The organism is Streptomyces sp. NPDC059874, assembly GCF_042731135.1.
Lineage (GTDB): Bacteria > Actinomycetota > Actinomycetes > Streptomycetales > Streptomycetaceae > Streptomyces.
Genome location: NZ_JBHWJY010000035.1, coordinates 56,020 through 79,329, shown reverse-complemented (window position 1 = coordinate 79,329; position 23,310 = coordinate 56,020). Strand labels below are relative to the sequence as shown.

The following is a 23,310-nucleotide window of genomic DNA, read 5'->3' as shown; positions in this document are numbered from 1 at the left end:
TTGGGGTGTGGTGTGGGGGGGTTTTTTTTTTTTTTTTTTTTGTTTTTTTTTTTTTTTTTTTTTTTTTTTTTTTTTTTTTGGGGGGGGGGGGGGGGGGTGGGTGTGGTGGTGGGGGGGGGGGGGGGGGGGGGGGGGGGGGGTTGTTGGGGGGGGGGGGGGGGGGGGGGGGGGGGGGGGTGTGGGGGGGGGGGTTGGGGGGGGGGGGGGGGGGGGGGGGGGTTGGGGGGGTGGGGGGGGGGGGGGGGCGGCGGCCGGCCGCAGCCCTCTCCAAGGCGCCGAGGAGGACCTCGGGGCTCTGGGCGCCCTGGAGCACCAAGGTGCCGTCGATGACGAAGGTGGGAACTGCCGTGACACCGAGGGCGGCGGCCTCGGACAGTTCGGCGCGGACTTCGTCGGCCCCCTCGGACGAGGTGAGGAAGGCCAGAGCCGCCGCGCGGTCGAGACCGGCGAGCTCGGCGAGCCCCGCGAGCGCCTCGCGGTCGCCGAGGTCCCCGCCGTCGGTGAAGTAGTGCGCCAGCAGGCGCTCCTTCACTTCGGCCTGGCGTCCGTGCCGCCGGGCGAACCAGAGCAGCCGGTGCGCCTGGAAGGTGTTGGCGGCCAGGGCCTCGTCCATCCGGAAGGTGATGCCCTCGGCGGCCGCGGCCTGGGTCAGCGGCCCGAAGATGGTCGCGGCGGGGCGGCCGAACTTGCGCTCGTAGACCTCCGCGGAGGGCTCCGGCGTCTCGGGGGCCGCGGGGTTCAGCTGGAACGGCCGGTAGACGACGTCGACGCCCGCCGCCTCCGGGAAGGCGGCCAGGGCCTTCTCGAAGCGGCGCTTGCCGATGTAGCACCACGGACACACCAGGTCCGAATAGATCTCGACCTTCACGACGCTCGCTCCTGACGGGTCTGTCTCACGGATGGGCCGGCTTCGCCTCGTGGGTTCCGGACCGCTCGTTCCATAACGTAGCCGATTCTGGAACGAACGGTCAAATACGTGCTGCCGGGGCCGCTGACCTTCGCTACCGTGGGGTGCATGGCGAGACCACGCACGTTCGACGAAGAAGCGGTCCTGGACCGGGCGATGATCCTGTTCTGGCGCAAGGGCTACGAGGCGACCGCGATGAGCGACCTCGTGGAGGAGCTGGGACTGGGCCGAGGATCGATCTACGCGGCGTTCGGGGACAAACACCAGCTGTTCATCCGGGCCCTCGGCCGCTACCTGGACCACCAGACACGACTGCTCGGCACCGCGCTCGACGAGGAGGGGCCGGCGCTCGCCAGGCTGAGGGACGTCCTGGGCCGGCTCCTGGCGGCCGACGCAGCCCCCGGCAGCGCCGGGTGCTTCAGCGTCAACAGCATGGCCGAGCTGCTGCCGCACGACGAGGAGGTCGCGAAACTGGCCCGTGGCAACCTCCAGTACGCCGAGAAGGCGTTCACGGCGCAGTTGGAGCGGGCCGCACGGGATGGGGAACTCGCTCCGGCCGTCACCCCGCGGCAGGGCGCGCTGCTCCTGCTCAACCTGGTCCAGGGCCTGCAGATCATGCGCAAGGTCGACCCCGACCCGGCGAGCGCGGCGGCTTGCCTGGACTCCGCCTTCGCCCTCCTGGGTCGCCCGCCGGCCATCACCGAAGCGCCCGGCGACGGCCCGGTCATGTTCTCGGCGGCTCCGTAGCGGCCGCGCTCCTCCGGCGCGGGCCGTCCGATGTGACCGATCGGACGATGAGTTTCCGTGGGCATTTGGCCTAGCCTGTACCGGTAACGCACGCCAGGGGCCGAGCGCAGAGGATCAGCACGTCCATGGTCATCACCAGCACTTCCGCACGTCGTCGGCGGGCGGGAACCACCGTGACGGCGGCCGCGGCAGCCGTCGTCGGCCTTGTGGCGGCGGCTGCCCCACCCGCCCTCGGTGCCACGGACGGCTCGACGGCCCGGTCCTCGGCCACGAACCCCTCAGGGCCCGGCGACAGCGCCTCCCGCGTCCCCCTGGGCATTTCCCGGCTGGCACAGGGATCGGGCCGCGACATCGCCATCACCATCGATGACGGTCCGGACCCCCGCTGGACCCCTCAGGTCCTCCAGGCACTGAGGGAGAATCACGTCAAAGCCACCTTCTGCATGATCGGGACCCGCGCGCAGAAGTACCCGGACCTGGTGCGAGCGGTCGCCGCCGACGGACACCAGCTGTGCGACCACTCCGTCGACCACGACGTGACCATGGACCACAAGCCGGTCGCGTACCAGGAGCAGCAGATACTCGACGGCAAGGCCATGATCGAGAAGGCCGCGCCGGGCGTCGCCGTGAACTACTACCGCGCGCCGGGCGGTGCCTTCACGCCCGAAAGCCGCGCGATAGCCGCCGCGAACGGGATGCGCCCCCTGGGCTGGAGCGTGGACCCCAAGGACTGGAGCCGGCCGGGGCTGCCGGCCATCGTCGCCGTCGTGGAGGGCGCACTGCCCCAGCAGCCGACCGTCCTCTTCCACGACGGGGGCGGAGACCGCAGCGAGACCGTCGCGGCGCTCAAGGAGTACCTGCCCTGGCTCACCGAGCGGGGCTACACCTTCACCTTCCCGGCCCGAACCACCCCGTAGGGTCCGCAGCTGCAGCCGGCAGGACAGCCGCCGGTCGTCCGGATCGAGGCCGAACAGCTCACGCGCACGCCGCAGCCGGTACCTGAGCGTTCTGGTGCACGGCGATGCGCCGCGCCGCCTCACCGACGTTGCGACGGCGTCCGGAGCCGTCCGCGACCGCCCGCTCGTCCAGGACCAGCGGGCCCTTGCCAGAGGTCATGTCCCCTGATCGCACGGCCCGGCGGCGGCCAGGGCGGTTCACTGATCGGGGCCGCTCAGCTTCTCCATCTTCCGGGCCGTCGCCTCCCCACTCGCTGAGCCAACACAGCCGCCAAACCGCTCAGCCAACCTGCACAACCCCAGGTCAGAAGCATGACGACTGCTCAGTTTCACTGAGCAGCGACAGCCTGACATGGGAGGAGGCCGGCCGAGTCGGAGTTGGTCGCGCTCGGCGCCAAAGAGCCCGCGGACCGGCCGGCCACCACCCCTCGCAGCCTGCCTTCTTCTGGCGGCGCCCGACGCGGCTTCGGGTGGCGTTCATGGCCGGGCTTCGGTGGGCACCCCGTGCGGTTCGTGCCGTTCACGGATCCGGAACGCCCGGTCGAGGTGCTGGTTGATGGCGTTCAAGACGGCTGGTCGGCGGTGGATGCCTCCGGCGGTTCGGGCTCGTTCGCGTTCGGCGGCAGCCCGTTGAGGAAGGTGCGGATCTCGTCGGCCTCGGGGACGCCGAGGAGGGTGTAGAGGTCAAGAGCCTGTCGGGCGTGGTCGTGGGCGAGGTCGATGCGGCCGAGGTCGCGGTGGACGTGAGCCAGGCCGTCATGGGCGCGGGCCTGCTCGGGGCGGTAGCTGAACTCGCGGGCGAGGATCAGCGCGGATTCATGTTCGGCCGCGGCCCGGGCGAGGTCGCCCATGGACCGGGCGGCTTCCGCGAGGGCGTTGAGCGACTCGGCCTCGTCCCCGGGGAAGTCGAACCTGCGGCTCAGCTCCAGGGCTTCGCGGTGATGGTGCCGGGCCTCGTCGTAGCGGCCCTGCCGTTGGTACAGCAGCCCGATGTTGTTCAGCACGACGGTCTCGCCGATGCGGGATCCCGTCTCGCGGTGCACGTGCAGCGCTTGCCGGTGGTGCTCGTGGGCGTCCTCGTACCGTCCTTGGCGTTCGTGGACGATGCCGAGGTCGGTCAGGCATCTGGCTTCGCCACCACGGTCCCCGAGCTCGCGGAACAGCACGAGGGACTTCGCGCAGTGGTCGTGGGCCTGGTCGTATTCCCTCCGCCGCGTGAAGACGATGCCGAGGCCCGTCAGTGCGCGCGCCTCCGCGACCTGGTCGCCGACCTCGCGCGCGAGGTCCAGGGCGTGCCGGTAGTGCTCGGCCGCTTGCTCGTAGGCGCCGTGCCACCAGAAGTGCACCTCGCCGAGATCGATGAGCGTGCGTGCTTCGGCGGCCGTGTCACCGCTCCGGCGGCCGGCTCGCAGTGCCAGGCCGTGGAGGGTCAGCGCGTCGGCCTGGTGGGCGTGGCCCAGCAGGTAGCGGTGCAGGGTGGAGGCCAGTTGGCCGGTGTGGGGGAACCAGTCGTGCTCGGCCGCGTACTGGCCGGACGCCATGAGGTTCGCGCGTTCGCTGTCCAGCCAGGTGATCGCCTCGGCCTCGTCCTGCGGAGGCCAGGCCGGCGTGTCCGGCGCGGGGATGCGTGGCCTGCGGCCCTTGCCATCGGGGTAGAGGTGGTCGATGGCCGTGCTCGCGGTGTGGAGATAGTGGTGGAACAGTCGGCCGAGGGCCTCGCGCTGGGCGTTGGGGGGTTCCTGGGCGGCCGCGGTGGCGAGGGCGTGTTCGCGAAGCAGGTCGTGGAAGGTGTAGCGGCCGAGCTGGTGCTGGGTCAGGACGTGGGCGTCCAGGAGGTCTTCCAGGAGCGTCTCGGCCTGATCAAGCGGGAGGTCGGCCAGCGCGGACGCCGCCTCGGGGCTGATGTCACGGCCCGGCTGGATCCCCAGGAGCCGGAACATGCGCTGCTGATCCGCAGTCAGCTGCTCGTAGGACAGCGTGAACGCCGCTGCCACTCCTCGCTCCGAGGTGGCCAGCTCGGAGAGTCTGCGGCGCTGGTCGCGGAGCCGGTCGGCCAGGTACGCGATGGTCCAGCGGGGGCGATGGTGCAGGCGGGCGGCGGCGATACGGACGGCCAGCGGCAGGAATCCGCACAACTGCAGGACATCCAGGACGGCCAGGGGTTCGGCGGCCGCTCGTTCGCCGACGATCGCCGTGAACAACTCCACGGCGTCCGCGGCGGGCAGCACGTCCAAGGACAGGGCGTGTGCCCCGTCCAGGTCGGTCAGCCGTCGGCGGCTGGTGATCAGGATGAGGGCACGGGAGGTTCCGGGCAGCAACTGGCGTACCTGGTCGGCGCCGAGGGCGTTGTCCAGCACGGCCAGCACGCGACGGCCGGAGAGTTCGGACCGCCACAGCGCGGCGCGATCGGCGACCGACGCGGGTATGTGTTGGGCGGGCACGCCGAGTTGGCCCAGAAGGACCTCGAGCGCGGCACCGGCGTCGAGCGGCGCCTGACCGGCGGTGTGCGCCTGCAGGTCGATGAAGAGCTGTCCGTCCGGGAAGTGGTCGGCGAGGCGGTGCCCCGCGTGGACCGCGAGCGTCGTCTTGCCGACCCCGGCCATCCCGTCGATCGCCGAAATCGTCACGACGCCGCCGTTGTTGCCCGACCACAGGCGGATCAGCCCGTCGAGCTCGCCTTCGCGTCCGGTGAAGTCCGGGACGTCGTAAGGCAGGAAGTTGATCCCCTGTGGCTTCGCCGGCGCGGTGACCGGCGGCCGCAGATCGGGGGCGTCCCGCAGGATGTCCTGTTCGAGCTTGCTGAACGCGTGGCCGGGGTCCAGACCCTGCTCTTCGGCCAGGGTTGCCCGGAAGGTTCTTGCCACGTCCAACGCCTCGGTTGGGCGTCCGGCGCGGTGCAGGGCGAGCATCAGCTGGCAGCAGAGCCGCTCCCGCAAGGGGTTGGCCGCCACGTGGCCGGACAGTTCGTCGATGAGGTCATCGTGCCGCCCCCGGGCCAGTTCCAGCTCGGCCAGGCGCTCGACGGCGGTCAGCAGCTGCCCGTTCAGACGTGCTCTGGCGCTCTGGACGTAATGGGCGCTGATGTCGGCCAGCGGCTCTCCCCGCCACAGCGCCAGCGCGGCACGTATCTGGTCCGCGGTGTCCCCCGGGTCGTCGGAGATGGCCGGTGCCTTGGCGATCAGGCTGGTGAACTCGTCCAGATCGAGTTGTCCTGGCTCGGGGGTGATGACGTATCCGGCCGGCCGCGTGGCCAGCATCCGGTCGGCTTCCGAAGCGCGCAGCATCCGTCGGATGGCGGCGATCGTGGTCTGGATCTGCGCGCGGGCGGAATCGGGCGGCAGCGACCCCCACATCGCGTCGACCAGGCGATCCGTACTGATCGCGACCCCGGCATGCAGCAACAGGTACGCGAGCACCGCGCGATGACGGGGCGCCAGGCCGGGCGCATCCGAACCGGGAGCCACGACCTCCACGGGGCCGAGGATCGTGAACCGCATGCCGTCACTCCAGGGGTCGCCATTTGTGTGCATCGAGGAAGCATCGGGAATGTATCAAGATCAACCGGCAGGGTTACCCGCATGCCACTCCACATCGTTGAACCGGAGATCGCGACCGGTGAAGCCGCAGCGCTGTTCACTGCCACGCACCAGGCTCTGGGGGTCGTCTCCAACCTGGCCAGGGTGATGGCCAACAGCCCGGCCGTACTGAAGGGGTACTTGGGCGTCGTCACCACCCTGAGCGCGGAGGGAACCCTGTCGGCGGATGTGCGCGAGAGCATCGCGTTGCTGGTGTCGCAGGAGAACGGGTCCGACTACTGCCTGTCCGTGCATGCGTTCCGCGGGACCAAGCTGGCCGGGCTGAGCGCGGCCGAGGCCCACCGCGCGCGCCGGGGCCATGCCGACGCCCCCTGGGCCGCAGGCGTCTTGGATCTGGCCGCCGTGATCGTCCGTGACCGCGGAACGGTTGCCGACGAGCAGTTGGTCGCGGCCCGGCGCGCCGGCCTGTCCGACGGGCAGATCGTCGAGGTCATCGCCCATGTCGCTCTCAACGTGTTCACCAACTACCTCGCCACGGCTGCCCGTGTCGACGTCGACTGGCCGCTGGTGCGCCACACCGACTGAAAGGACGCGAACGCGATGCCCCGGTCAGAGCCGGATCGCATGAACCGGGTTGCCCCAGTCCCTTCCAAGCCTCCTCCGTTGTGGTGCCTCGGCTGACGAGAGCACGCCCTCGCCCCATCCCGAAGCAAGACCGACTCGACGACGAAAGCCATCACTTTGTCCACATCAGTACACGTCAATCCGCTCCAGCGCGTCTCGGCCGCCGAAGCCATCTCGTGGCATCAGGTCGTCGCGGCCTCGATGGCCCACGACCTGCCCGGAGTACCGACCCCCGACCCCGCACAGATCCACGCCCGGCTCACCCAGCCCGCCCTGGGCAGCCACCGGCTGACCTGGTTGGCCACCGGTGCGGACGGCGTCCCCGTCGGAGTCGCCGGCCTGCGGGTGTTCACCTCCCCGGGCCAGGAGCACCTGGCCGAACTGGAACTCCACGTCGACCCCGCACACCGGCGCCAGGGAACCGGCTCCCTCCTCCTGGCGGCGGTCGTGGCGGCCTGCCGCGCCGAGAACCGGCGCAGCCTGATCGCCGCAGCCACGGCCGACGGTCCGGGCGAAGCCTTCAGCGAACGGTGGGGCTTCCGCCGAGCGCTGACCTTGAATCACCTCATGTTGCGCCTCAATGAGACGGCCCGGGCCGACCTGCTCCAGATCGCCGATGCCGAGCACCCCGGCTACCGGCTGACCGGCTGGACCGGCACGGTTCCCGACGGCCTCGCCGACGCGTTCGCCGCGGCCAAGAACGCCATGAACGACATGCCCGTCGGCGACCTCGACTACGGCAGCGTGGCATGGGACGCCGACCGCGTCCGTGCCATGGCCAAGGTGATCGCCGACCGCGGTGACACGCTGCTGACCATCGCGGCAGTCCACGACGACGGCACCATGGCCGGCTACACCGAGATCCTGCTCCCGCAGGGCTCCGGGCCACGTGCCCAGCAGTACGACACGGCGGTCGTGCCCGCGCACCGCGGCCACGGCCTCGGCCTGTGGGTCAAGGCCGCCATGGTGCGGCGTCTGCGCGCCGAGCATCCCGACGTCGTCGAGATCGAGACGGACAACGCCGACGACAACATCCACATGCTGGCCGTCAACCACCGACTGGGATTCCGCTCCTACCGGCGCACCCGCGAGTTCCAGCTCGACGTGCCCGCGACCTGAACCGCATCGACCTCCACCCCACCTCCGACTCGAAAAAGCGAGAAGCACGTGCGCAAGCTGATCTACTACATATCCGCCACCCTCGACGGCTACATCGCCGGTCCCGACGGGCAGTACGACTTCCTCCCCTTCGACGGGGAGGAAGCCGCGGCGATCCTGGCGGACTTCCCCGAGACCATGCCCACGCCCGCGCGTGAGCCGTTCGGCGTCGCCGACCGGGCCGCCCAGCGGTTCGACACGGTCATCATGGGCCGCGCGACCTACGACCCGGGCCTGAAGCTGGGGTGGACCAGCCCGTACGCCCACCTCAGGCAGTACGTCGTCTCCCGCACGCTCGTCAGCCCCGACCCGGCGGTGACCGTCGTCGACGACCCGGTCGCGCTCGTCCGCGAGCTCAAGGAACAGGACGGCCTGGACATCTGGCTGTGCGGCGGCGGCAAGCTGGCGGCCGACCTGCGCGACGAGATCGACGAACTGATCATCAAGCGCCACCCCATCTTCATCGGATCCGGCATCCCCCTGTTCGACGGGCCCTTCACTCCGACGCGCTTCGCCCCGGTCGGCACACGATCCTTCGACTCCGGGTTCGCCATCACTCACTTCGCAAAGGTGCTGTCATGAACGTCTCCTCCTCCACCCTCTCCCTGACCGTCGCCGACGTGGACGCCTCCCGCGCGTTCCTGTGCACCCACCTCGGCTACGAGGTGGCCATGGCTGACGACGGCTTCGTGTCCCTGACCCGCGGGGACGCCGCCGTCGACGTCGTCCTGCTCCGCGAAGGTACGGACGTCCTCCCGCCCGAGCAGCGTGACCAGCGGGCGGCCGGTCTGATCCTGGCGCTCACGGTCACCGACCTCGCGGCGGAGGAGGCCCGACTGCGCGCGGCGGGCGCCCCCATCACCATGCCGCTACGCGAAGAGCCGTGGGGCGAGCGGCTGTTCCAGATGACCGACCCGAACGGTGTCGTCGTCCAGCTCGTCGAATGGGCAGCCAGCGCCGACGCCGATCCGGCCGACAACGACGAGAGCGCCGCCGTGGTCGTGATCACGCCCGCCACCGACCACGTCACCATCTCCCCCAACGCCACCATGGCCGGTCTGGCGGCCCCAGCCGCGGCAGCACCGAACTCAGCACCTGGACGGTCACGATGGACGCCGGCGCCACCGGCCCCGAGCACTCCATCAGCCGTGAGCAGGTCTGGACGGTCACCGCGGGCGCGCTGGAGGTGACCTGCGGCGGCCGTGTGGAGAAGGTCGCGGCCGGCCAGACCCTGATCCTGCCGTCGGGGCACCTCCGCCGGATCCACGCCCCGGAACAGGCGGAGGCCCACGTCTCGATGCCCGCCGACGGGGTCGCCTCCGTACCCGGCACCGAGGGCACCCGTGAACTGCCCTGGGCTCGGTAACTCAAGAGACACAGCTACTCGGGTCGTACCTCAGGACGGTCGGCCTGGCCAAGAATCCACGGAAACAGGAGATCACGAAATGCGTGTGCTGTTGTCAACGTATGGGTCGCGTGGGGACGTCGAACCTCTGGTGGGGCTCGCGGTGCGGTTGAGGGAGCTCGGCGCGGAGGTGCGGGTGTGCGCGCCACCGGACGAGGACTTCGCGGAGCGGCTGGCCGGCGTCGGCGTGTCCGTGGTGGGTGTCGGGCAGTCGGCACGCGCGCTGACGACCGCGGCTCCGCCGCCGTCGAAGGGCAATCTGCCGCAGCGCGCGGCGGAACTGATCGCCAGTCAGTTGCAGGTGATGCCCGCGGCGGCGGAGGGGTGCGACGTGTTGGTGGCGACGGGGGCGATGCCGGCCATCGCCGGTGCGCGTTCGGTGGCCGAGAAGCTCGGCATCGGCTACGTGTCCGCGATCTTCCAGCAGCTGACCCTGCCTTCGCCGCAGCGCCCGCCGCTGGCCTACCCCGGGCGGCCGTTCCCGCCGGAAGTGACCGACAACCGGGCACTGTGGGAGCTGGACGCCCAGAGCATCAACGCGCTGTTCGGTGAGGCGCTGAACACCAGCCGGGCGTCGATCGGCCTGCTCCCGGTGGACAACGTCCGCGACTACGCCTTCGGCGACCGACCGTGGCTGGCGACGGACCCTGTTCTGGACCCGTGGCTGGAGACGCCGGACCTCGACGTCGTACAGACCGGCGCGTGGGTGCTGCCCGACGAGCGTCCGCTCCCGGCGGAGCTGGTGGCCTTCCTGGATGCCGGCGCGCCGCCCGTGTACGTAGGCTTCGGCAGTATGGCCGTGCGCGCAGGTGAGGCGGCGGCCCGGGTGGCCATCGAGGCGGTCCGCGCGCAGGGCCGCCGGGTACTCGTCGGGCGTGGCTGGGCGGAACTGGGCCTCATCGACGACCGTGCCGACTGCTTCGCCGTCGGCGAGGTCAACCATCAGCAGTTGTTCGGACGCGTGGCTGCCGTCGTGCACCATGGCGGTGCGGGTACGACGACGACGGCCGCTCGGGCCGGCGCTCCGCAGGTGGTGGTGCCCCAGTTGGCGGACCAGCCGTACTGGGGCACCCGGGTGGCCGAGCTGGGCATCGGCGTGGCCCACGACGGCCCGGTTCCGACCGACGAGTCCCTGTCGGCCGCGCTCAAGACAGCCCTGGACCCGGAAACCGTCAGCCGGGCGAAGGCCTTGGCCGGCACGGTCCGCACCGACGGAGCGATGCTGGCAGCAAGACTGCTCCTCGACACACGCGTAGTGATGACCAGGGCGAACGTTGCCTGATGCGGCACTGGCTCTACGACCGGAAGTGACGCTGTCGCCGGCGATCCTGCCGACTTCGCCGGGACTCGCGACGACCAGAACCCGCCCATCGGACCGCATGCCGACGGCATAACACGGCCGCAGAAGGACAGGAATGCGGCGACGGACCGGGCGAACCGCATGGTTCACGGGGTCCAAGGTGCTCAGGGGGCTCAAGGGGTTCGAGTGGTTCACGGGCTCAAGGGGTTCAAGAGGTTCAAGAGGTTCAAGGGGGAGATCGTGGAATATCCAGCTGTTTCCTTGGGCGTGGGGGCAGCGGCACAGGCCGCCGCCTCTCTCATCAACACTCATCGCCGGCTCAAGGCGGAGGAGCAGGCCAGGGCCTCGCGACAGGACTTCGAGAAGGTCCAGGCGGAGGCCCGGTTCGGCCGCGAACTCCAGCTGGAGGACGTCCGCCAAAAACGCCTGACCCGGATCGCCGAGCTGGAGAGCCGCCTGCGCCGCGACACCGATCTGGCGGCACTCCGAAACCGCAGGCTCATCGACAGCTACCCCGTCGAGGAAGGTCCCGGCCATCTCCGGGAGAGCCTGCGGCTGCTCTCCTCCGACCTCACGACGCTCCCGCTGGTCGTCCTGCTGCCGACCTTCCACGGCTCCCCGGAGGGGCACTGGGCGGGACTGCGTGGGTCGGTGATCGACGCGCTCAGGCGCCGGCTCGCCGCCGACGGGCTGATCGAACTCCAGGACTCCCTGCGGACGTTGGCCTCACCGCACGCCGCCTTCTACTGGAACGACCTGTACGGCATACCCACCCTCGTCGTGCAAGTGCGCTACTTCCGCGACACCCTCGACATCAGCCTGGGCGGCTGTCATCTGCGAGCGGGCGCCGAGTCGCCGGCGGAGGGGCTACGCAGCATCTACCGGCACCGCATCGCACGCCCCGACCGAGGGACGCCGCAGGCCGTCGCGGAACTGAACGCCTCGGTGCCCGCCAGCCACCGGCTGGCCGTCCCCGCGGACGACACGGAACGGGTACGCGTCGACATCGAGATCGCCGCCCGGGCCGCGACCGCCGTGGTGACCGCCGCCGTGGACGCGTACTACCTGGGGAACTCCGCCCGCTACCGGCAGCGCCTGGACGAGGCCGCCGCCGCACTCGGCGCCGGTGCCCTGGCCGACTGGGAGCCCGACCTCGGCATCGCGCTCTGGCAGGTCGCCGACCCGGCCTTCCATCTGCTCACGGTCGCCACCCGGCAGGCAAGGCGGAGGCAGGGCGAGGCGGCGGTCGCCTCGCTGCGGCACTCGCTGGCCATCCTGACCCACCCGGACTACGCCGTCACCGGCCCGCCCTTCCCTCCGGTCGCCGACGCGGCCGAACCCCTCGCCGCGGCCGACTCCCTCTACCGCACCGCCTTCCGCCAGGCCCTGTCGGAGGCGGCTACGGCCGTCACGGGCGTCCCGGGCGCCACGGACAGCGCCTCGCGGCAGGACCTCGACGAGATGGCGGGAGTGCTCCATGACTGACAACCGGATGGGCGGCAACCGGATGGGCGGTACGGGCGAGGGCGGTACCGGTCCCGGCGGTGACCCGACCGTGGCTCCCCCCGTGACCGAACTCCTCGACGCCCTCCAGCGCCACAACGGTCTCCTGCCCTCCCTCGCCCCAGCCGTACGGGACGCCCTTGCCGCTGTCCGCCGAGCCGCCGAGCGCAGCCACCTCGTGGTGGTGGGCCCCGAGGGCGCGGGCAAGTCCACCCTCATCAGCGCGCTCGCCGACGCCGATGTCACCCCCACCTCCGCCTTCCTGCCCGGCACGGTCGCCCCGGTCCACGTCCTGCACGGTGAGGATGCCGCGCCGGGCTTCACCGTGGTCCGCGCGTCCGAGGAGCCCGGCGGCCCGCCGCGGACCGTCCCGACGGACCGTGCGGGGTTCGACGGCTGGCTGCTCCAGGAGCACAACCCCGAAAACACCCGGCGCGTGCTGCGCGGCGAGGTCCGGCTGCGGTCCGACCTGCTCAGCGGGGGCCTGCGCCTGGTCGACCTGCCGGGTGCCAACGGCGTCTCCCCGGAAGTCACCGCCCGGACGGCCGAGGACCTCGCGGGCAGTGCGTTCACTGCCGTACTCGTCAGCTTCGGCAGGGTCAGCATCGCCGCCCTGGCGGACGTCGTCCGGGAACTCGCCGAGAGCCCGTACGAGGTGGAGGTCGCCGCGATCGTGTTCAACGAGGTCGCGCCGCCCCCGTCAGAGAGGTTCGCGGACCATCTCACCATGCGGCGACGGAGCGTCGCGCAGTACCTGCTGCCTGCCGACGCGGACGGCTCGCTCGGCCTCGCTCGGGCCGGAATCCACGCCCTGCACCTGCCGTCCTTCCTGCCGGCCGCCAGTGCGGCGGCTCCTGCCCCGGGCACGAGGCAGGAGGAGGAGCGGTGGAAGGCGTTCCGCGCCGAGGTGGCCGACCGGGTACGGCGCAATGTGGCCTCGACCGCCGCGTCCGCTGCGCGGTACGCCCTTCCGCTGCTCGACACCGCGCTGGCCGACCGGGTAAGGAGTATCGATCGCTCCCTCGACGGCAAGGTCCCGCGGAGCGAGGCGGCCGCGCTCGCCCGGGAGCTGACCGCCTCGGCTAGGAAGCGGCTGGGGGAGGTGGAGGCGGCCTCCCGCGCGGCGGACTGGGCCGAGATCGAACCGACCGTGCTCCGTGCCGCCGCCACGATCCGCGCCGACCTCGATCGCATCAGGTCCCGGATCACCACCGGCCTCACGCTTCCGAAGGCGGAGGCGAAGAGCCTCAACGACGAGATCGAGGGGCTGCTGACCCGGGCGGCGACCGGTCTGGCCGCCGAGGCCGAAGCGGCGTTCGAGCGGCTGGGTGCGGGGCTGCGGGCGGTCACAGAGGCCGCCGTCGTCGAGTTCGACGCGCGGATTCCGCTCGGGGCCACCGGGAACCCCGAACATTCCGACGACTCCGTCTCGTTCAAGGTCGGGAGCTACCACTACCAGTCGTCGGGCGACGAGTTCGGGGAGTTGGCCAACGACGGGTTCGGGGGGCTGGTGATCGCCCTGCTGCCGACGATGTGGGTGTTCTTCATCGGCCAGCACTACCTCGGGGGCGGCCATCTCGGCCACACACTGCGGGCGATAGGCAGGACGCGGAAGGAGATCGAGAAGGGGCTCACCCCGGAGGCGGGTACCGGCTGCGCACCCGTCTGGCTCCAGGTCCGCACGCGGATGGTGGAGCAGGCCCGGAGGGAAACAGGCTCGCTTCTGACCGGTTTCCAGAGGAAGGCCGTCGACAAGCTCCCCCAGAAGTCGGTCCGCGACCTGACCGCCCAGCGTGACGGCATCAAGGCGGCCCGCGCTCAGCTCGCAGAGTGGCGCCGCCGTCTCGACGGCCTCGACGGCCTGCGCGGTCAGTAGTCCAGCGAGGCTTCGCCGCCCCAGGACGAGGTGTCCGTCGCGGTGCCGTCCTCGATGGTGGTCGCATCCTCGTGGTGGATCTCGCCGCTGACGGTGACACTGCTGTCGGCGTCATCGGCGGGACCCCAGGAGTCGGGATAGTCAACCGTCAACGATCCACCAGCCTCCTGGCGTTCAATGCTGGTGCCGCCCTCGATCGTCCGGCTCTCCTGGACGTACATCTCCCCCGAGAGCGAGACACCGCTCTCGTCGACCGTGGAGCCCGACTCCCCCTGGTAGTCGTCCCAGTTCGACTCGTCCGCCATGGCTGCCCCTCCCGTGGACCGACCTCACACCGTCACCTCTGTTCCGTCTACCCGTGGGCCAATGCCTTCACGCCGTGGCAAGGCCGGCGGCGCGCCTGGGTGCATGGTGACCTCCGGCCGGACCCCGTCCGGCTCACGGATCGCACAGGGGGAGGAAGCAGACACGACCTAGACCTTCACTCCCAGCAGCTCCCGGAACGCCTCGGCTCCTTCCGGTGTCACCTTCACCGCGCGCCCGGACCCGACCCGCCGCACCCACTGCCGTTCCTGCGCCCTGGCGCACAGGCACGCGCCCAGCGCTCCGGCGATATGGGGTCGGCGCTCTGTCCAGTCCAGGCAGGCGCGCACCAGGGGCCGCCGGGCGCCCGGGGGTTGCTCGTGGCCCAGGGCGTCGGCCAGCCATGCCCGGCCCGCAGGGGTGACGGCCAGCCCGGAGTCGGAGGCGATCAGGCCTCGGGCGATCATTGCGTCCGCCAGGGCCACGCCCAGCCGTCCCGCCAGATGGTCGTAGCAGGTGCGGGCCCGGGCTTCGGCGCTGAGCCGCACCGATTCACGCAGGTTCTGCGGGCGGGGGGTGTCCGGGGCGTATGAGATGAGGGCTTCGATCAGGGCGGCTGCCTCTGGGCCGGCCAGCCGGACGTAGCGGTGACGGCCTTGGCGTTCCTCGGTCAGCAGTCCGCCCGCGATGAGGCGGGAGAGCTGCTCGCTGGCGGTGGAGGGCCGCACTCCTGCGTGACGGGCGAGTTCGCCCGCAGTCCAGGCGCGTCCGTCGAGCAGGGCCTGGCAGAAGGCGGCGCGGGTGCGGTCGGCGAACAGGCCGGCGGTCTCAGCGAGCGGGGACATGGGGCCATGATGCCGCAGGGACAGTTCGGGAGGTGCCGAACTGTCCCGGGCCTAGCGTCAGTGCCATGACGCACACGACGCACGAGTTCAACCGCCATGCCGATGTACGGGCGGCGCTTGCCGACCCGGCACTTGTCCCGGACCTGCCTGCTGCGGACGGCGGTGCCGTCGGGGCGAGTGTCGCGTGGCTGCGTGCCACCGTGGCCCGATTCAGCTCCGGTGAGGCGCACCGCCGCCGGCGGGCTCTGGTGGAGGACGAGCTGGCCCGGCTGGATCCCGCCGCGCTGCGGCGGGCTGTGGCGGCGGGGGCTGAGGGGGAGGTCCGGGTGCGGGTGGTGCGGACCCTCGCCGAAGCCCTGGGGATGCCGGAGCCAGGGGTGATCGCGGAGGCGGTGACCGTGGTGGCCGGGGCCTACTTCGGAGGTTCGGACGCGGCCGCCGACGAGGCGGTGGCCCGACTGGTGGCGCGGCTGGCACCGGGGCGGGCGAACGAAGCCGGTCTGGAGGCTGCCGCCAACCGCATCGGGCTGCTGGTGCAGGCCTGCACGGCGACGGCTGCGCTGGTGGAGGCCGCGGCCGATGGTGACGCACCGCTGGCCCGGGTACTTCGGGAGGTTCAACCGGTACGGACCATGCGCCGGATCGCGGCCCGCACGACCCGGGTCGCCGACCGGGAGATCGCCAAGGGCGACGTAGTGCTCCTGGATCTCGCGACTGCCAACCGCGCACATCCCGTGCCCCTCACCTTCGGTGCACCGCCCCGGGTCTGCCCCGGCCGGGCCCACGCCCTGGCCCTGGCCGACGGCTTGCTCCGGCGCCGGCTGACAGACTTCGCGCGGCTGCACCACCAGGCCACCCCACTGTTGTTGCCCAATGCCTGGGACTACGCCTCTGCCGCAGCTCTGGCGGAACAGGGCTTCGAGGCGATCGGCACCACGAGCCTGGGCGTTGCCGCGGCCGCCGGCCTGCCTGACGGGGCAGCCGCCACTGCCGATGCGACCTTGGCGCTGGCCCGCCGACTCGGACGAGGCCCCTTCCTGTTCACCGTCGACGCCGAAGGGGGGTTCAGCGATGACCCGGGAGAAGTTGCCCAACTGGCCCGCCGACTCCACGATGCAGGCGCTGCGGGGATCAATCTCGAGGACGGGCGCCCGGACGGCACCCTCGCGCCCGTGGAGCTGCACGCCGCGAAGATCGCCGCGGTCAAAACCGCCGCGCCCGCCCTCTTCGTGAACGCCCGCACCGACACCCACTGGCTCAACGTTCAGGAGGAACAGACCGCGGAGCGCCTCGCGATCTACGAACAGGCCGGTGCGGACGGGGTGTTCGTGCCAGGGCTATCGGATCCGGACGAGATCGCCGCCCTGACGGCAACCCTCGTCACCCCGCTGAACATCCTGTATATCCCGACCGGACCCACCCTCGCCGAACTGGGCGCGCTGGGCGTGCACAGGGTCAGCCTCGGCTCTCTGCTCTACCGCAGAGCCTTGGCGGCGGCCGTGACCACCGCGACCGCCATCCGCGACGGACTGCCGACGGACCTCAGGACCCCCTCCTACGCCGAGGTGCAGACACTGGGGGCGCCTGGTGGGACGCAGCGGGGGTCTTCCCCAAACTCGGTGTGACCTCCCGAGCGGGACTGCGCGACGAGCTCGAACGACTGGACCGGGAGTGACGGTTCGTCCGAGGCCGGGCGCGCGGAGCTACATCGGATGACGGAAGCGGCGCAACCGGCCGCATCCCTACCTTCACCGCACGGGCACTGGCTGCACAGGCCGGGCCGAAGATCACAGGAGGCTGATGAACGACGACGCTCCGCGCGGGAACATCGTTCTCGTCCACGGAGGAGTCGTGGACGGCACTGGCTGGCAGGGCGTGCACGACTCCCTCCTGGCCGACGGCCACAACGTCGCCGTCGTGCAGCATCCCACGACCTCGCTCGACAGCGACGTGGCCATCACGCACCGGGTGATCGAGGCAATGCCGGGGCCGGTGACCCTGGTGTGTACGTCGCCGCGTTCGCCCCGGACAAGGGCGAGTCGGTGAGCAGCCGGATCGCTGACCCGCCCCCGGGCGCCCCCGGTCCCACCGATCCTGCCGCCTCAGGGCGGCTTCCTCTTCCTGGACCGCGACAAGTTCGCCGACTCCTTCGCCGACGACCTGCCGTGCGCCCAGGCCGAGTTCATGGCCGACTCGCAGCTCCCCTGGGGCGTGGACGCTCTCGGCGGCACCATGTCCCGTCCGGCCTGACGCACCAAGCACTCCTGGTACCTCCTCGCCACCGACGACCGCATGCTCCCGCCCCAGGCCCAGCGCGCGATGTGCGAGCGGATCGGCGCGCAGGCTGTCGAAGTTGCGGCCAGCCATGCCGTCTACATCTCACAGCCCGAAGCTGTCGCCGACCTGATCCGCCGGGCGACCCACCACGCAACCGGTCCAATGGCACTCATACCGGATGTCGGTCTCTGGGCATGGCTCTGTCAGGCCCACGGTCGACCGCAGGCGAGGCGGGTGACTGCGTCGTGTGGGAGCGGCCGCGAGGTGTCGTACATTCGTGCAATTGGATTCCGAGCCTGGGGGATTCGTGTCGCGCGCTTCGTTCGGCCACCGGTCGGGAGCCGCGATTGCGGTGTGGCTGCTGAGCACGGCGTGCGTGGTCACGTCCGACGCCGAGCTTGCCCCGTTCGTCCTGAGCCAGTCCGATCTGCTTGGCTTCGAGGTTGAGGAGATCTCGACGCAACGTGCCGCCGCACTCGCAGAGGACACCCACAGCAACAAGAGCAAGTGCCAGGAACTGGCGCGCATCCCCTCCTATTCGCCGATAGGCGACCCGCGCAGTGTCGCTCGCGCGCTGGCTTCCCACCAGGCGGCGGAGACGTCCCCCGGCGCCGCCCTCCAAGAGTCCACGGTCGTCATCCTGGCGTCCTAGAAAGAACAGGACGCCAATAGAGCCATTGCCGCGCTGCGCACGGCAGGCAAGGACTGCGCCGACGGCTTCCAGGCGACTGTGGACCCGGGATGGACGGTGAGCAGCGTCGCCCCGGCCACAGCCGTCGGGACCGGTGACGAGGCCGTTGCCTTCAGCATCGAAAGTGAAGTGGGAGGCATCAAGAACACTGCTCGGATCGAGGCTGTACGCAAGGGCGACACTGTCGCTCTCTTCTTCACCGAACGGCCGGGCGCCAGCGCCGAAGCCCCGACCACCGTGATAGAGGCGCAACTGAAGAAGCTTGCCTGAGCAGCGGCACCCACAGAGTCCTGCGACCCCGCCCGTGCTCACCGTGTCATCGCACACGAACAGACACCAGGCCGCAGACGGGGACATGCTCCGTCTGCAACGGGAGTGTCGCCGTCACCCCAGTTGACCGAGCTGTTCCGGAGGTCGCCACCCACGAGACCTTCGCTCACAGTGGTCGGGGAGAATACCGGGACACCACATCGACGTCTTGACAGGACTGGACTGCCTGATGCCGCACATCACCATCGACTACTCGGCGAACCTCTCCGATGTCTTCGCACGACGACCCTTCGCCCTTGCCCTGCACTCCCTGACCGCCAAGGTGGCCGGCGGCTCCGTCGCCGACTGCAAGACCCGCTTCAGGCGCCTCGAAGAGGTGTACGTGGCCGACGGCGCACCCGAGAACGCACTCGTCCACGTGCAGTTGGGCCTGCTCGCCGGGCGGACCGAGACGGTCAAGGCCGAGCTCAGCGCGGCCGTGCTCGACCTGCTGCGCACTCACATGTCCGGCGCAACGGACGGGCTCCGCCCGGTGGTGCACGCCTCGGTGGACGTGATCGAACTGGGAGCTGCCTACCGCAAGTATGTGGAGGTCTGAGCCTCCCCGGCGAACTCACAGGGCCCGAGTGGCCGCGCCGCGCCGGGCCGAGGAAAGGCAGGCTGTTGGCGAAGTGTCCGATTGAGGACCTGCAGTGCAGCGCCGTCGTGGGGGCACCCAGGTTCTGGCCCTGTCGGGACCGTCCAGGGCGTATCGCGGGGATGTGCGGACAGGGATCGGCTTCTGACCACGCCGACATCATTCTGCGCCGCCGATCACGGGTGGGTTCAACTGACGGCCGACAGGTGCACACTGACGACATGCCGAGACAATTCGAGAGCGACGCGGTCCTGGTAATCGACGGGATCGAACGAGCCGTCTACGCCCGGGTCTCCATCTTCGGCGACGGTACACAGGTCAAGGGCTGGTTCGGTTCCCTCGGCTCCGACGACCCCGGGCTCGAGTGCGACCTACTGAACGCTAGCGTCGCCATTCTGCGCATGCCGGACGGCAAGGAAGGATCCATCAAGACCAGCGATGGGCCCAGCAGCAGGAGGGGCGAGGTCGCCTTCACCGGCAGCGGCCAGCCGCCCGCCTGACCCCAGACACAGCGGAGCGCCCCCTCCCGAAGGAGGGGTCGGAGGTCGTACTCCAGTTCTCACGCGTCGATGTGGATGTGATTGCGTGCACCCTCATGCCGGCGGCACTGGAGGCATTCCAGGGCAAGGGGCATCCGTGATTCGCTCATCCTGCGGCCGACTCGGCTCGTAGCGGCGGTGCAGGCGGACGGCAGCCGCCCAGCCAGGGCATCGTGCGCTCGATCGTCCAGCGATGCCGGCAGCCGCGTGGAGGATTCCACGCCTCTGCGAGCCACGCGGTGACGGATGCCGCGCGAGCGCAGCCATCGACGCAGGTGGTCGTAGTTGTATCCCTTGTCCGCATGGAGCTTGGCGGGCCGCCGGCGTCGCGGGCCGCGACGCGAGCGGATCGGAGGAATGCCGCGCACCAGCGGCTCAAGCGCCTGGCTGTCGTGGAGGTTCGCGCCGGAGATCCCGACGGAGATGGGCAGACCGGTCCGCTCCGTGTGGCCATCGGAGACCGCCTCACCTTCGGCGGCAACATCATCGAGGCCGGCACCGACTCCTACCGTCTGCCACTACCCGGGCCGAAAAGCGGAATGCGTAGGCGACTGAGCACAATCCGCCTGGCTATCGAACTGGCCCGCATTCATCGACGATCACGGTCGGCTCTGACAGGAAGACATGCAAGCCCTACCTCGACCGGCGATGGCAGGAGGGCTGAACCAACGCCTGAAAGCTGTGTGGCTCAAGGCCGTACTGTCGAACTGCCCCGAGCTGGACGCACTGGCCGAGCACGCCCGCTCCTTCGCCCACATGCTTACTCAGCTGCAAGGCCGCCGGCTGCCGGCATGGATCGAGACCGCGACCACCGCCGACCTGCCCAGCCTCCAGCGATTTGCCCGGCCCTTGGAACGCGACCTCGACGCCGTCACAGCGAGGCTCTCGCAGCCGTGGAACTCCGGGGTCGTCGAAGGCCGTGTCAACCGGATCAAGATGCTGAAGCGCCAGATGTTCGGCCGAGCAGGCCTCGAACTCCTCCGCAGGCGCGTGCTGCTCTACTCCTGAGCTTGCCGCTTAACCTTCGGCGTCGGGCGAAGGCAGTTCGTTATCGGCGAGGGTGACTTGGGCGGTCCATGACCAGGGTTCCTGGGGCGGATCCCAGCTCACCTCGACGTCGGAGTCGTGGAAGTCGCGCGCGAGTTCCGCCACCATCACCGCCGCCGCGACCCGCGCGTCGTGTGGGTCGGTGTCGATCGGCACGTCCAGGCGCCCGCAGAGCATTCCGCCTTCCATGGTGAGGACACTGGTGCGCCAGCCCTCCGGCGTCGCCAACAGGACGATCCCCTTCGGAAGGCCCCAGACGGGCCGCTTCTCCTTCTCCTTCTTGCGTCTCACCATGCCGCTATCCAACATCGTCGGGTTCATGGTGATGAATGTGGGTGGAGGATCAACCGCCGCGACGCGGTTCGCCGCCTGTCTTGTACGGCAGGCTGAAATCCTTCAGGACGCATCGGCGATGAGCCCGAAGCCCTCCGGGAACTCTTCCAGGAACTCGCGGCGAGCCGGGTTGGTCTCGGCGGCTGCCATCTCTCCGAGCAGGGCGATCATCTCCTGCTGCTGATCGTTCGACAGCGTGCTGACCAAGTGGGCGACACCCTCCAAGACCTTGACCGCGTCGCCCTGACCCATCTGCTCGTCTTCGCTGCCGTCGATGAACCACAGGACATCGATCAAAGCCTCGGCCAAGGCGCGAGTCAGGGACGGGGACGAGGACGTCACGGAGGGCTCCCAGAAGATCAACAGCGCAGTCAGGCCATCCCACCACACACCACTGACATCACGGTCCGTGAGCCACCACAAGAAGTGGACCAGAACCCGAGTCTGGCGCGGGCCCGGTCGCCGGCCAGGCCGGCGGGCGGACCCGCGCCGTCGCTCTCAGCGGCCCGGGGCCGCGGGGGTCAGAGCATGTTCTTGTAGATGTTCCACCCGGTGCCGAACTTCACCCGGGGGGCGAAGGTCGCGGTGCCGGTCTTGCCCGTCGAGGTGTACGTGTACACGTCGCCTCCCGGGAGCCGGGCCATCAGGTCGCCCTTGCTGTCGCCGTTGATGTCACCCGGGACGAACAGCGTGTCGTACTGGTTGAAGCCGCTGCCGACCTGCTCCCGGGGGGCGAACGGCGCGCTGGCCGTGCCGGTGCCCTTGAAGAGGAAAAGACCGCCGGCGGTATCCCGGGCGAGCAGGTCGGGCCGTCCGTCCCCGGAGTAGTCGCCCGCGCCGACAAGGGTGTTGTAGCCGTTCCAGCCGGTGCCGACCTTGATGCGCGTGCCGAACTTCGTGTACAGCAGGCCGTCGCCGGGGTGTAGCCACAGGACGCCGGCGGAGTCACGGCTGACCAGGTCGCCCTTCCCGTCGCCGGTGAGGTCGCCGGGGCCGGCCATCATGGTGTAGTTCCACGACGTAGCGACCTTCACGCCGCGGATGTAGAGGTCGGTGCCGATGTTCTGCACGTACGTGGCGTGGTTGTGGCTGTTGAGGCCCGTGGCGAACGTGTTGCGGGATCCGGGCGTCTCCTTGCCGACCTCGTAAGGCGGCGAATAGTAGGTGCTGTTGGCCAGGGCGTGGTACTTGACCAGGACGTTGTCGGACTGGGTCATCACGTTCTGGCCCTTGCCGTAGAGCGATGTGGTGCCCGCGCCGACGATGAACTTGTTGAGTTCGTAGCCGCTGCCGAAGTAGGCGGGTGCGGCGAATTTGCCGCCGCCGATCGACTTGAACCAGTACTCCACGCCGTTGTGGTCGCGGGCGAGCAGGTCGCTGCGGCCGTCGCCGTCGCCGTCGTCCGATCCGGTGATCACGTTGTACTTGTTCCAGCCGGTGCCGACCTTGATGCGCGGCTTGAGCGGGGCGGTGGCGCTGCCGGCTCCCTTGTGGAACCACAGCTCGCCGGCCAGGGTACGGGTGAGGACGTCGCCGATTCCGTCGCCGTCGACGTCGTTGGCGCCCACGACCTGGTCGTAGATCCCCCAGCCGGAGCCGACCTTGACCCGGGAGTTGAAGGGCTTGCTGACCGTCCCGGTTCCGGTGTACAGCCACAGGTCACCGGCGGGGTCCCGGGCCAGCAGATCGGGGCGGCGGTCGCCGGTCAGATCGCCGGGGGCGATCAGCCGGTTGTAGATCTGCCAGCCACGGCCCGACCACAAGGGCGCCGAGGTGTTCTTCACGCCCGCCTCGTAGAGCGTGAGCACACCGTCGAAGGTGAGCGAGAGGAGTTCGGGCTTGGTGGTGCCGCCGACGTCGCCAACCGGCAGCAGGTCCTTGAACGAGGCCTCGGGATCCGGATCGGTCTTGGAGATCGTGTAGTCGCTCCAGGCCTTGATCGATGACAGGTAGACGGCCGTGGCCTGGTCGTACTCCATGACGATCATGTCGCTGACGCCGTCGCCGTCGACGTCGTGCCGCGGCTTGGCGGCAGCGGCCACCTTGGCCGGAACCCGGGCCGGCATGACGACGGTCGGGAGCCCTTGGCCTCCGGCCGTTCCCGTCACGGTCGACGGTCCCGGCGCCGGCACGGCCGGGCTCGGCACGGCCAAGCTCGGCGCGGCGATACTCGGCGCGCCCAGGCTCGGCGCGGCGACGCTCGGTGCGGCGGCCAGAGCGCCGGCAGCCAGGGCGAGAACGCTCCCGGCGGCCAAGGCGCGCAGCCGTCTGCGCTGCGGTGACGTGCGGTGCGATGTAGTCAAGATCCCCCCTGAGGATCGAGCCGTGGGGCTCTGCCCTGGCACACGTCATGTGT

24 protein-coding genes and 2 pseudogenes are annotated in these 23,310 nt (G+C 70.2%); 17 read left to right on the top strand and 9 right to left on the bottom strand.

Annotated features, from left to right (window positions below; genetic code table 11):
• The coding region (locus ACFV9H_RS21260) for a DsbA family oxidoreductase (protein WP_385400397.1) at positions 1-868 on the bottom strand (868 nt) is incomplete at its 3' end.
• Positions 869-1,015: 147 nt separating this feature from the next.
• On the opposite strand from ACFV9H_RS21260, the gene ACFV9H_RS21255 reads away from it, so the two are divergent.
• Positions 1,016-1,654, top strand: coding sequence for a TetR/AcrR family transcriptional regulator (locus ACFV9H_RS21255; RefSeq protein WP_385400394.1), 639 nt, complete (start codon positions 1,016-1,018; stop codon positions 1,652-1,654).
• A gap of 125 nt (positions 1,655-1,779) precedes the next feature.
• Positions 1,780-2,571: a polysaccharide deacetylase family protein gene (locus tag ACFV9H_RS21250; RefSeq protein ID WP_385400392.1), complete on the top strand. Its 792-nt coding sequence runs from the start codon at positions 1,780-1,782 to the stop codon at positions 2,569-2,571.
• A gap of 58 nt (positions 2,572-2,629) precedes the next feature.
• Here the strand turns inward: ACFV9H_RS21250 and ACFV9H_RS21245 are convergent, their stop codons facing one another.
• The gene (locus tag ACFV9H_RS21245; protein ID WP_385400390.1) at positions 2,630-2,770 is read right to left on the bottom strand and encodes a hypothetical protein; all 141 of its coding nucleotides are present in this window, start codon (positions 2,768-2,770) and stop codon (positions 2,630-2,632) included.
• Between the two features lie 403 nt (positions 2,771-3,173).
• Complete coding sequence (locus tag ACFV9H_RS21240; protein ID WP_385400388.1) at positions 3,174-6,107, bottom strand: tetratricopeptide repeat protein; 2,934 nt, start codon at positions 6,105-6,107, stop codon at positions 3,174-3,176.
• An 81-nt stretch (positions 6,108-6,188) separates the two neighbouring features.
• On the opposite strand from ACFV9H_RS21240, the gene ACFV9H_RS21235 reads away from it, so the two are divergent.
• The 8 genes from ACFV9H_RS21235 to ACFV9H_RS21200 all read left to right on the top strand — a co-directional run bounded on the left by ACFV9H_RS21235 (position 6,189) and on the right by ACFV9H_RS21200 (position 14,012).
• Complete coding sequence (locus ACFV9H_RS21235) at positions 6,189-6,731, top strand: carboxymuconolactone decarboxylase family protein (protein WP_385400385.1); 543 nt, start codon at positions 6,189-6,191, stop codon at positions 6,729-6,731.
• Between the two features lie 156 nt (positions 6,732-6,887).
• Entirely contained in the window at positions 6,888-7,889 is a 1,002-nt protein-coding gene (locus ACFV9H_RS21230) for a GNAT family N-acetyltransferase (protein WP_385400383.1), read from the top strand.
• 48 nt (positions 7,890-7,937) lie between these two features.
• Positions 7,938-8,510 (top strand): dihydrofolate reductase family protein, encoded by a 573-nt coding sequence (locus ACFV9H_RS21225; RefSeq protein ID WP_385400380.1) that lies wholly within the window; start codon positions 7,938-7,940, stop codon positions 8,508-8,510.
• Positions 8,507-9,118 (top strand): VOC family protein, encoded by a 612-nt coding sequence (locus ACFV9H_RS21220; protein ID WP_385400377.1) that lies wholly within the window; start codon positions 8,507-8,509, stop codon positions 9,116-9,118. Before ACFV9H_RS21225 ends, ACFV9H_RS21220 begins: the two co-directional genes overlap by 4 nt.
• Positions 9,037-9,294 (top strand): cupin domain-containing protein, encoded by a 258-nt coding sequence (locus ACFV9H_RS21215; RefSeq protein WP_385400375.1) that lies wholly within the window; start codon positions 9,037-9,039, stop codon positions 9,292-9,294. Before ACFV9H_RS21220 ends, ACFV9H_RS21215 begins: the two co-directional genes overlap by 82 nt.
• Before the next feature lie 79 nt (positions 9,295-9,373).
• Complete coding sequence (locus ACFV9H_RS21210; protein WP_385400373.1) at positions 9,374-10,615, top strand: glycosyltransferase; 1,242 nt, start codon at positions 9,374-9,376, stop codon at positions 10,613-10,615.
• Positions 10,616-10,873: 258 nt separating this feature from the next.
• Positions 10,874-12,118 carry a hypothetical protein gene (locus tag ACFV9H_RS21205; protein WP_385400371.1) on the top strand — a complete coding sequence of 415 codons (1,245 nt, stop codon included), beginning with the start codon at positions 10,874-10,876 and terminating at the stop codon, positions 12,116-12,118.
• The gene (locus ACFV9H_RS21200) at positions 12,111-14,012 is read left to right on the top strand and encodes a dynamin family protein (RefSeq protein WP_385400368.1); all 1,902 of its coding nucleotides are present in this window, start codon (positions 12,111-12,113) and stop codon (positions 14,010-14,012) included. The genes ACFV9H_RS21205 and ACFV9H_RS21200 overlap by 8 nt, the downstream gene beginning before the upstream one ends.
• Here ACFV9H_RS21200 and ACFV9H_RS21195 read toward each other — a convergent pair.
• Both ACFV9H_RS21195 and ACFV9H_RS21190 read right to left on the bottom strand, forming a co-directional pair.
• The gene (locus tag ACFV9H_RS21195; protein ID WP_385400367.1) at positions 14,006-14,317 is read right to left on the bottom strand and encodes a hypothetical protein; all 312 of its coding nucleotides are present in this window, start codon (positions 14,315-14,317) and stop codon (positions 14,006-14,008) included. The genes ACFV9H_RS21200 and ACFV9H_RS21195 overlap by 7 nt on opposite strands.
• Before the next feature lie 168 nt (positions 14,318-14,485).
• Entirely contained in the window at positions 14,486-15,160 is a 675-nt protein-coding gene (locus ACFV9H_RS21190) for an ArsR/SmtB family transcription factor (RefSeq protein WP_385400365.1), read from the bottom strand.
• A 65-nt stretch (positions 15,161-15,225) separates the two neighbouring features.
• Between ACFV9H_RS21190 and ACFV9H_RS21185 the strand changes: the two genes are divergently transcribed.
• The 6 genes from ACFV9H_RS21185 (at position 15,226) to ACFV9H_RS21160 (ending at position 19,535) form a co-directional block, all read left to right on the top strand.
• Positions 15,226-16,785: an isocitrate lyase/phosphoenolpyruvate mutase family protein gene (locus ACFV9H_RS21185; RefSeq protein WP_385400363.1), complete on the top strand. Its 1,560-nt coding sequence runs from the start codon at positions 15,226-15,228 to the stop codon at positions 16,783-16,785.
• A 175-nt stretch (positions 16,786-16,960) separates the two neighbouring features.
• Entirely contained in the window at positions 16,961-17,206 is a 246-nt protein-coding gene (locus ACFV9H_RS21180) for a hypothetical protein (RefSeq protein ID WP_385400360.1), read from the top strand.
• 514 nt (positions 17,207-17,720) lie between these two features.
• Complete coding sequence (locus ACFV9H_RS21175) at positions 17,721-18,089, top strand: hypothetical protein (RefSeq protein ID WP_385400358.1); 369 nt, start codon at positions 17,721-17,723, stop codon at positions 18,087-18,089.
• Positions 18,090-18,185: 96 nt separating this feature from the next.
• Complete coding sequence (locus tag ACFV9H_RS21170) at positions 18,186-18,398, top strand: hypothetical protein (RefSeq protein WP_385400356.1); 213 nt, start codon at positions 18,186-18,188, stop codon at positions 18,396-18,398.
• 208 nt (positions 18,399-18,606) lie between these two features.
• Complete coding sequence (locus tag ACFV9H_RS21165; protein ID WP_385400354.1) at positions 18,607-18,996, top strand: 5-carboxymethyl-2-hydroxymuconate Delta-isomerase; 390 nt, start codon at positions 18,607-18,609, stop codon at positions 18,994-18,996.
• A gap of 260 nt (positions 18,997-19,256) precedes the next feature.
• A complete protein-coding gene (locus ACFV9H_RS21160; RefSeq protein ID WP_385400352.1) occupies positions 19,257-19,535 on the top strand; it encodes a hypothetical protein in 279 nt (92 codons plus the stop codon).
• A gap of 165 nt (positions 19,536-19,700) precedes the next feature.
• Here the strand turns inward: ACFV9H_RS21160 and ACFV9H_RS21155 are convergent.
• A pseudogene (locus ACFV9H_RS21155) lies at positions 19,701-20,017 on the bottom strand (transposase); the annotation flags it as partial.
• Positions 20,018-20,210: 193 nt separating this feature from the next.
• Between ACFV9H_RS21155 and ACFV9H_RS21150 the strand changes: the two are divergent.
• Positions 20,211-20,582 (top strand): annotated as a pseudogene (locus tag ACFV9H_RS21150) (transposase); the annotation flags it as partial.
• Between the two features lie 9 nt (positions 20,583-20,591).
• On the opposite strand, the gene ACFV9H_RS21145 reads toward ACFV9H_RS21150, so the two are convergent.
• From ACFV9H_RS21145 to ACFV9H_RS21135, 3 genes are all read right to left on the bottom strand, one after another.
• Positions 20,592-20,942: a hypothetical protein gene (locus ACFV9H_RS21145; RefSeq protein ID WP_385400350.1), complete on the bottom strand. Its 351-nt coding sequence runs from the start codon at positions 20,940-20,942 to the stop codon at positions 20,592-20,594.
• 75 nt (positions 20,943-21,017) lie between these two features.
• Positions 21,018-21,296 carry a hypothetical protein gene (locus ACFV9H_RS21140; RefSeq protein WP_385400348.1) on the bottom strand — a complete coding sequence of 93 codons (279 nt, stop codon included), beginning with the start codon at positions 21,294-21,296 and terminating at the stop codon, positions 21,018-21,020.
• 179 nt (positions 21,297-21,475) lie between these two features.
• Complete coding sequence (locus ACFV9H_RS21135) at positions 21,476-23,257, bottom strand: FG-GAP repeat domain-containing protein (protein WP_385400345.1); 1,782 nt, start codon at positions 23,255-23,257, stop codon at positions 21,476-21,478.
• Positions 23,258-23,310 lie beyond the last annotated feature (53 nt).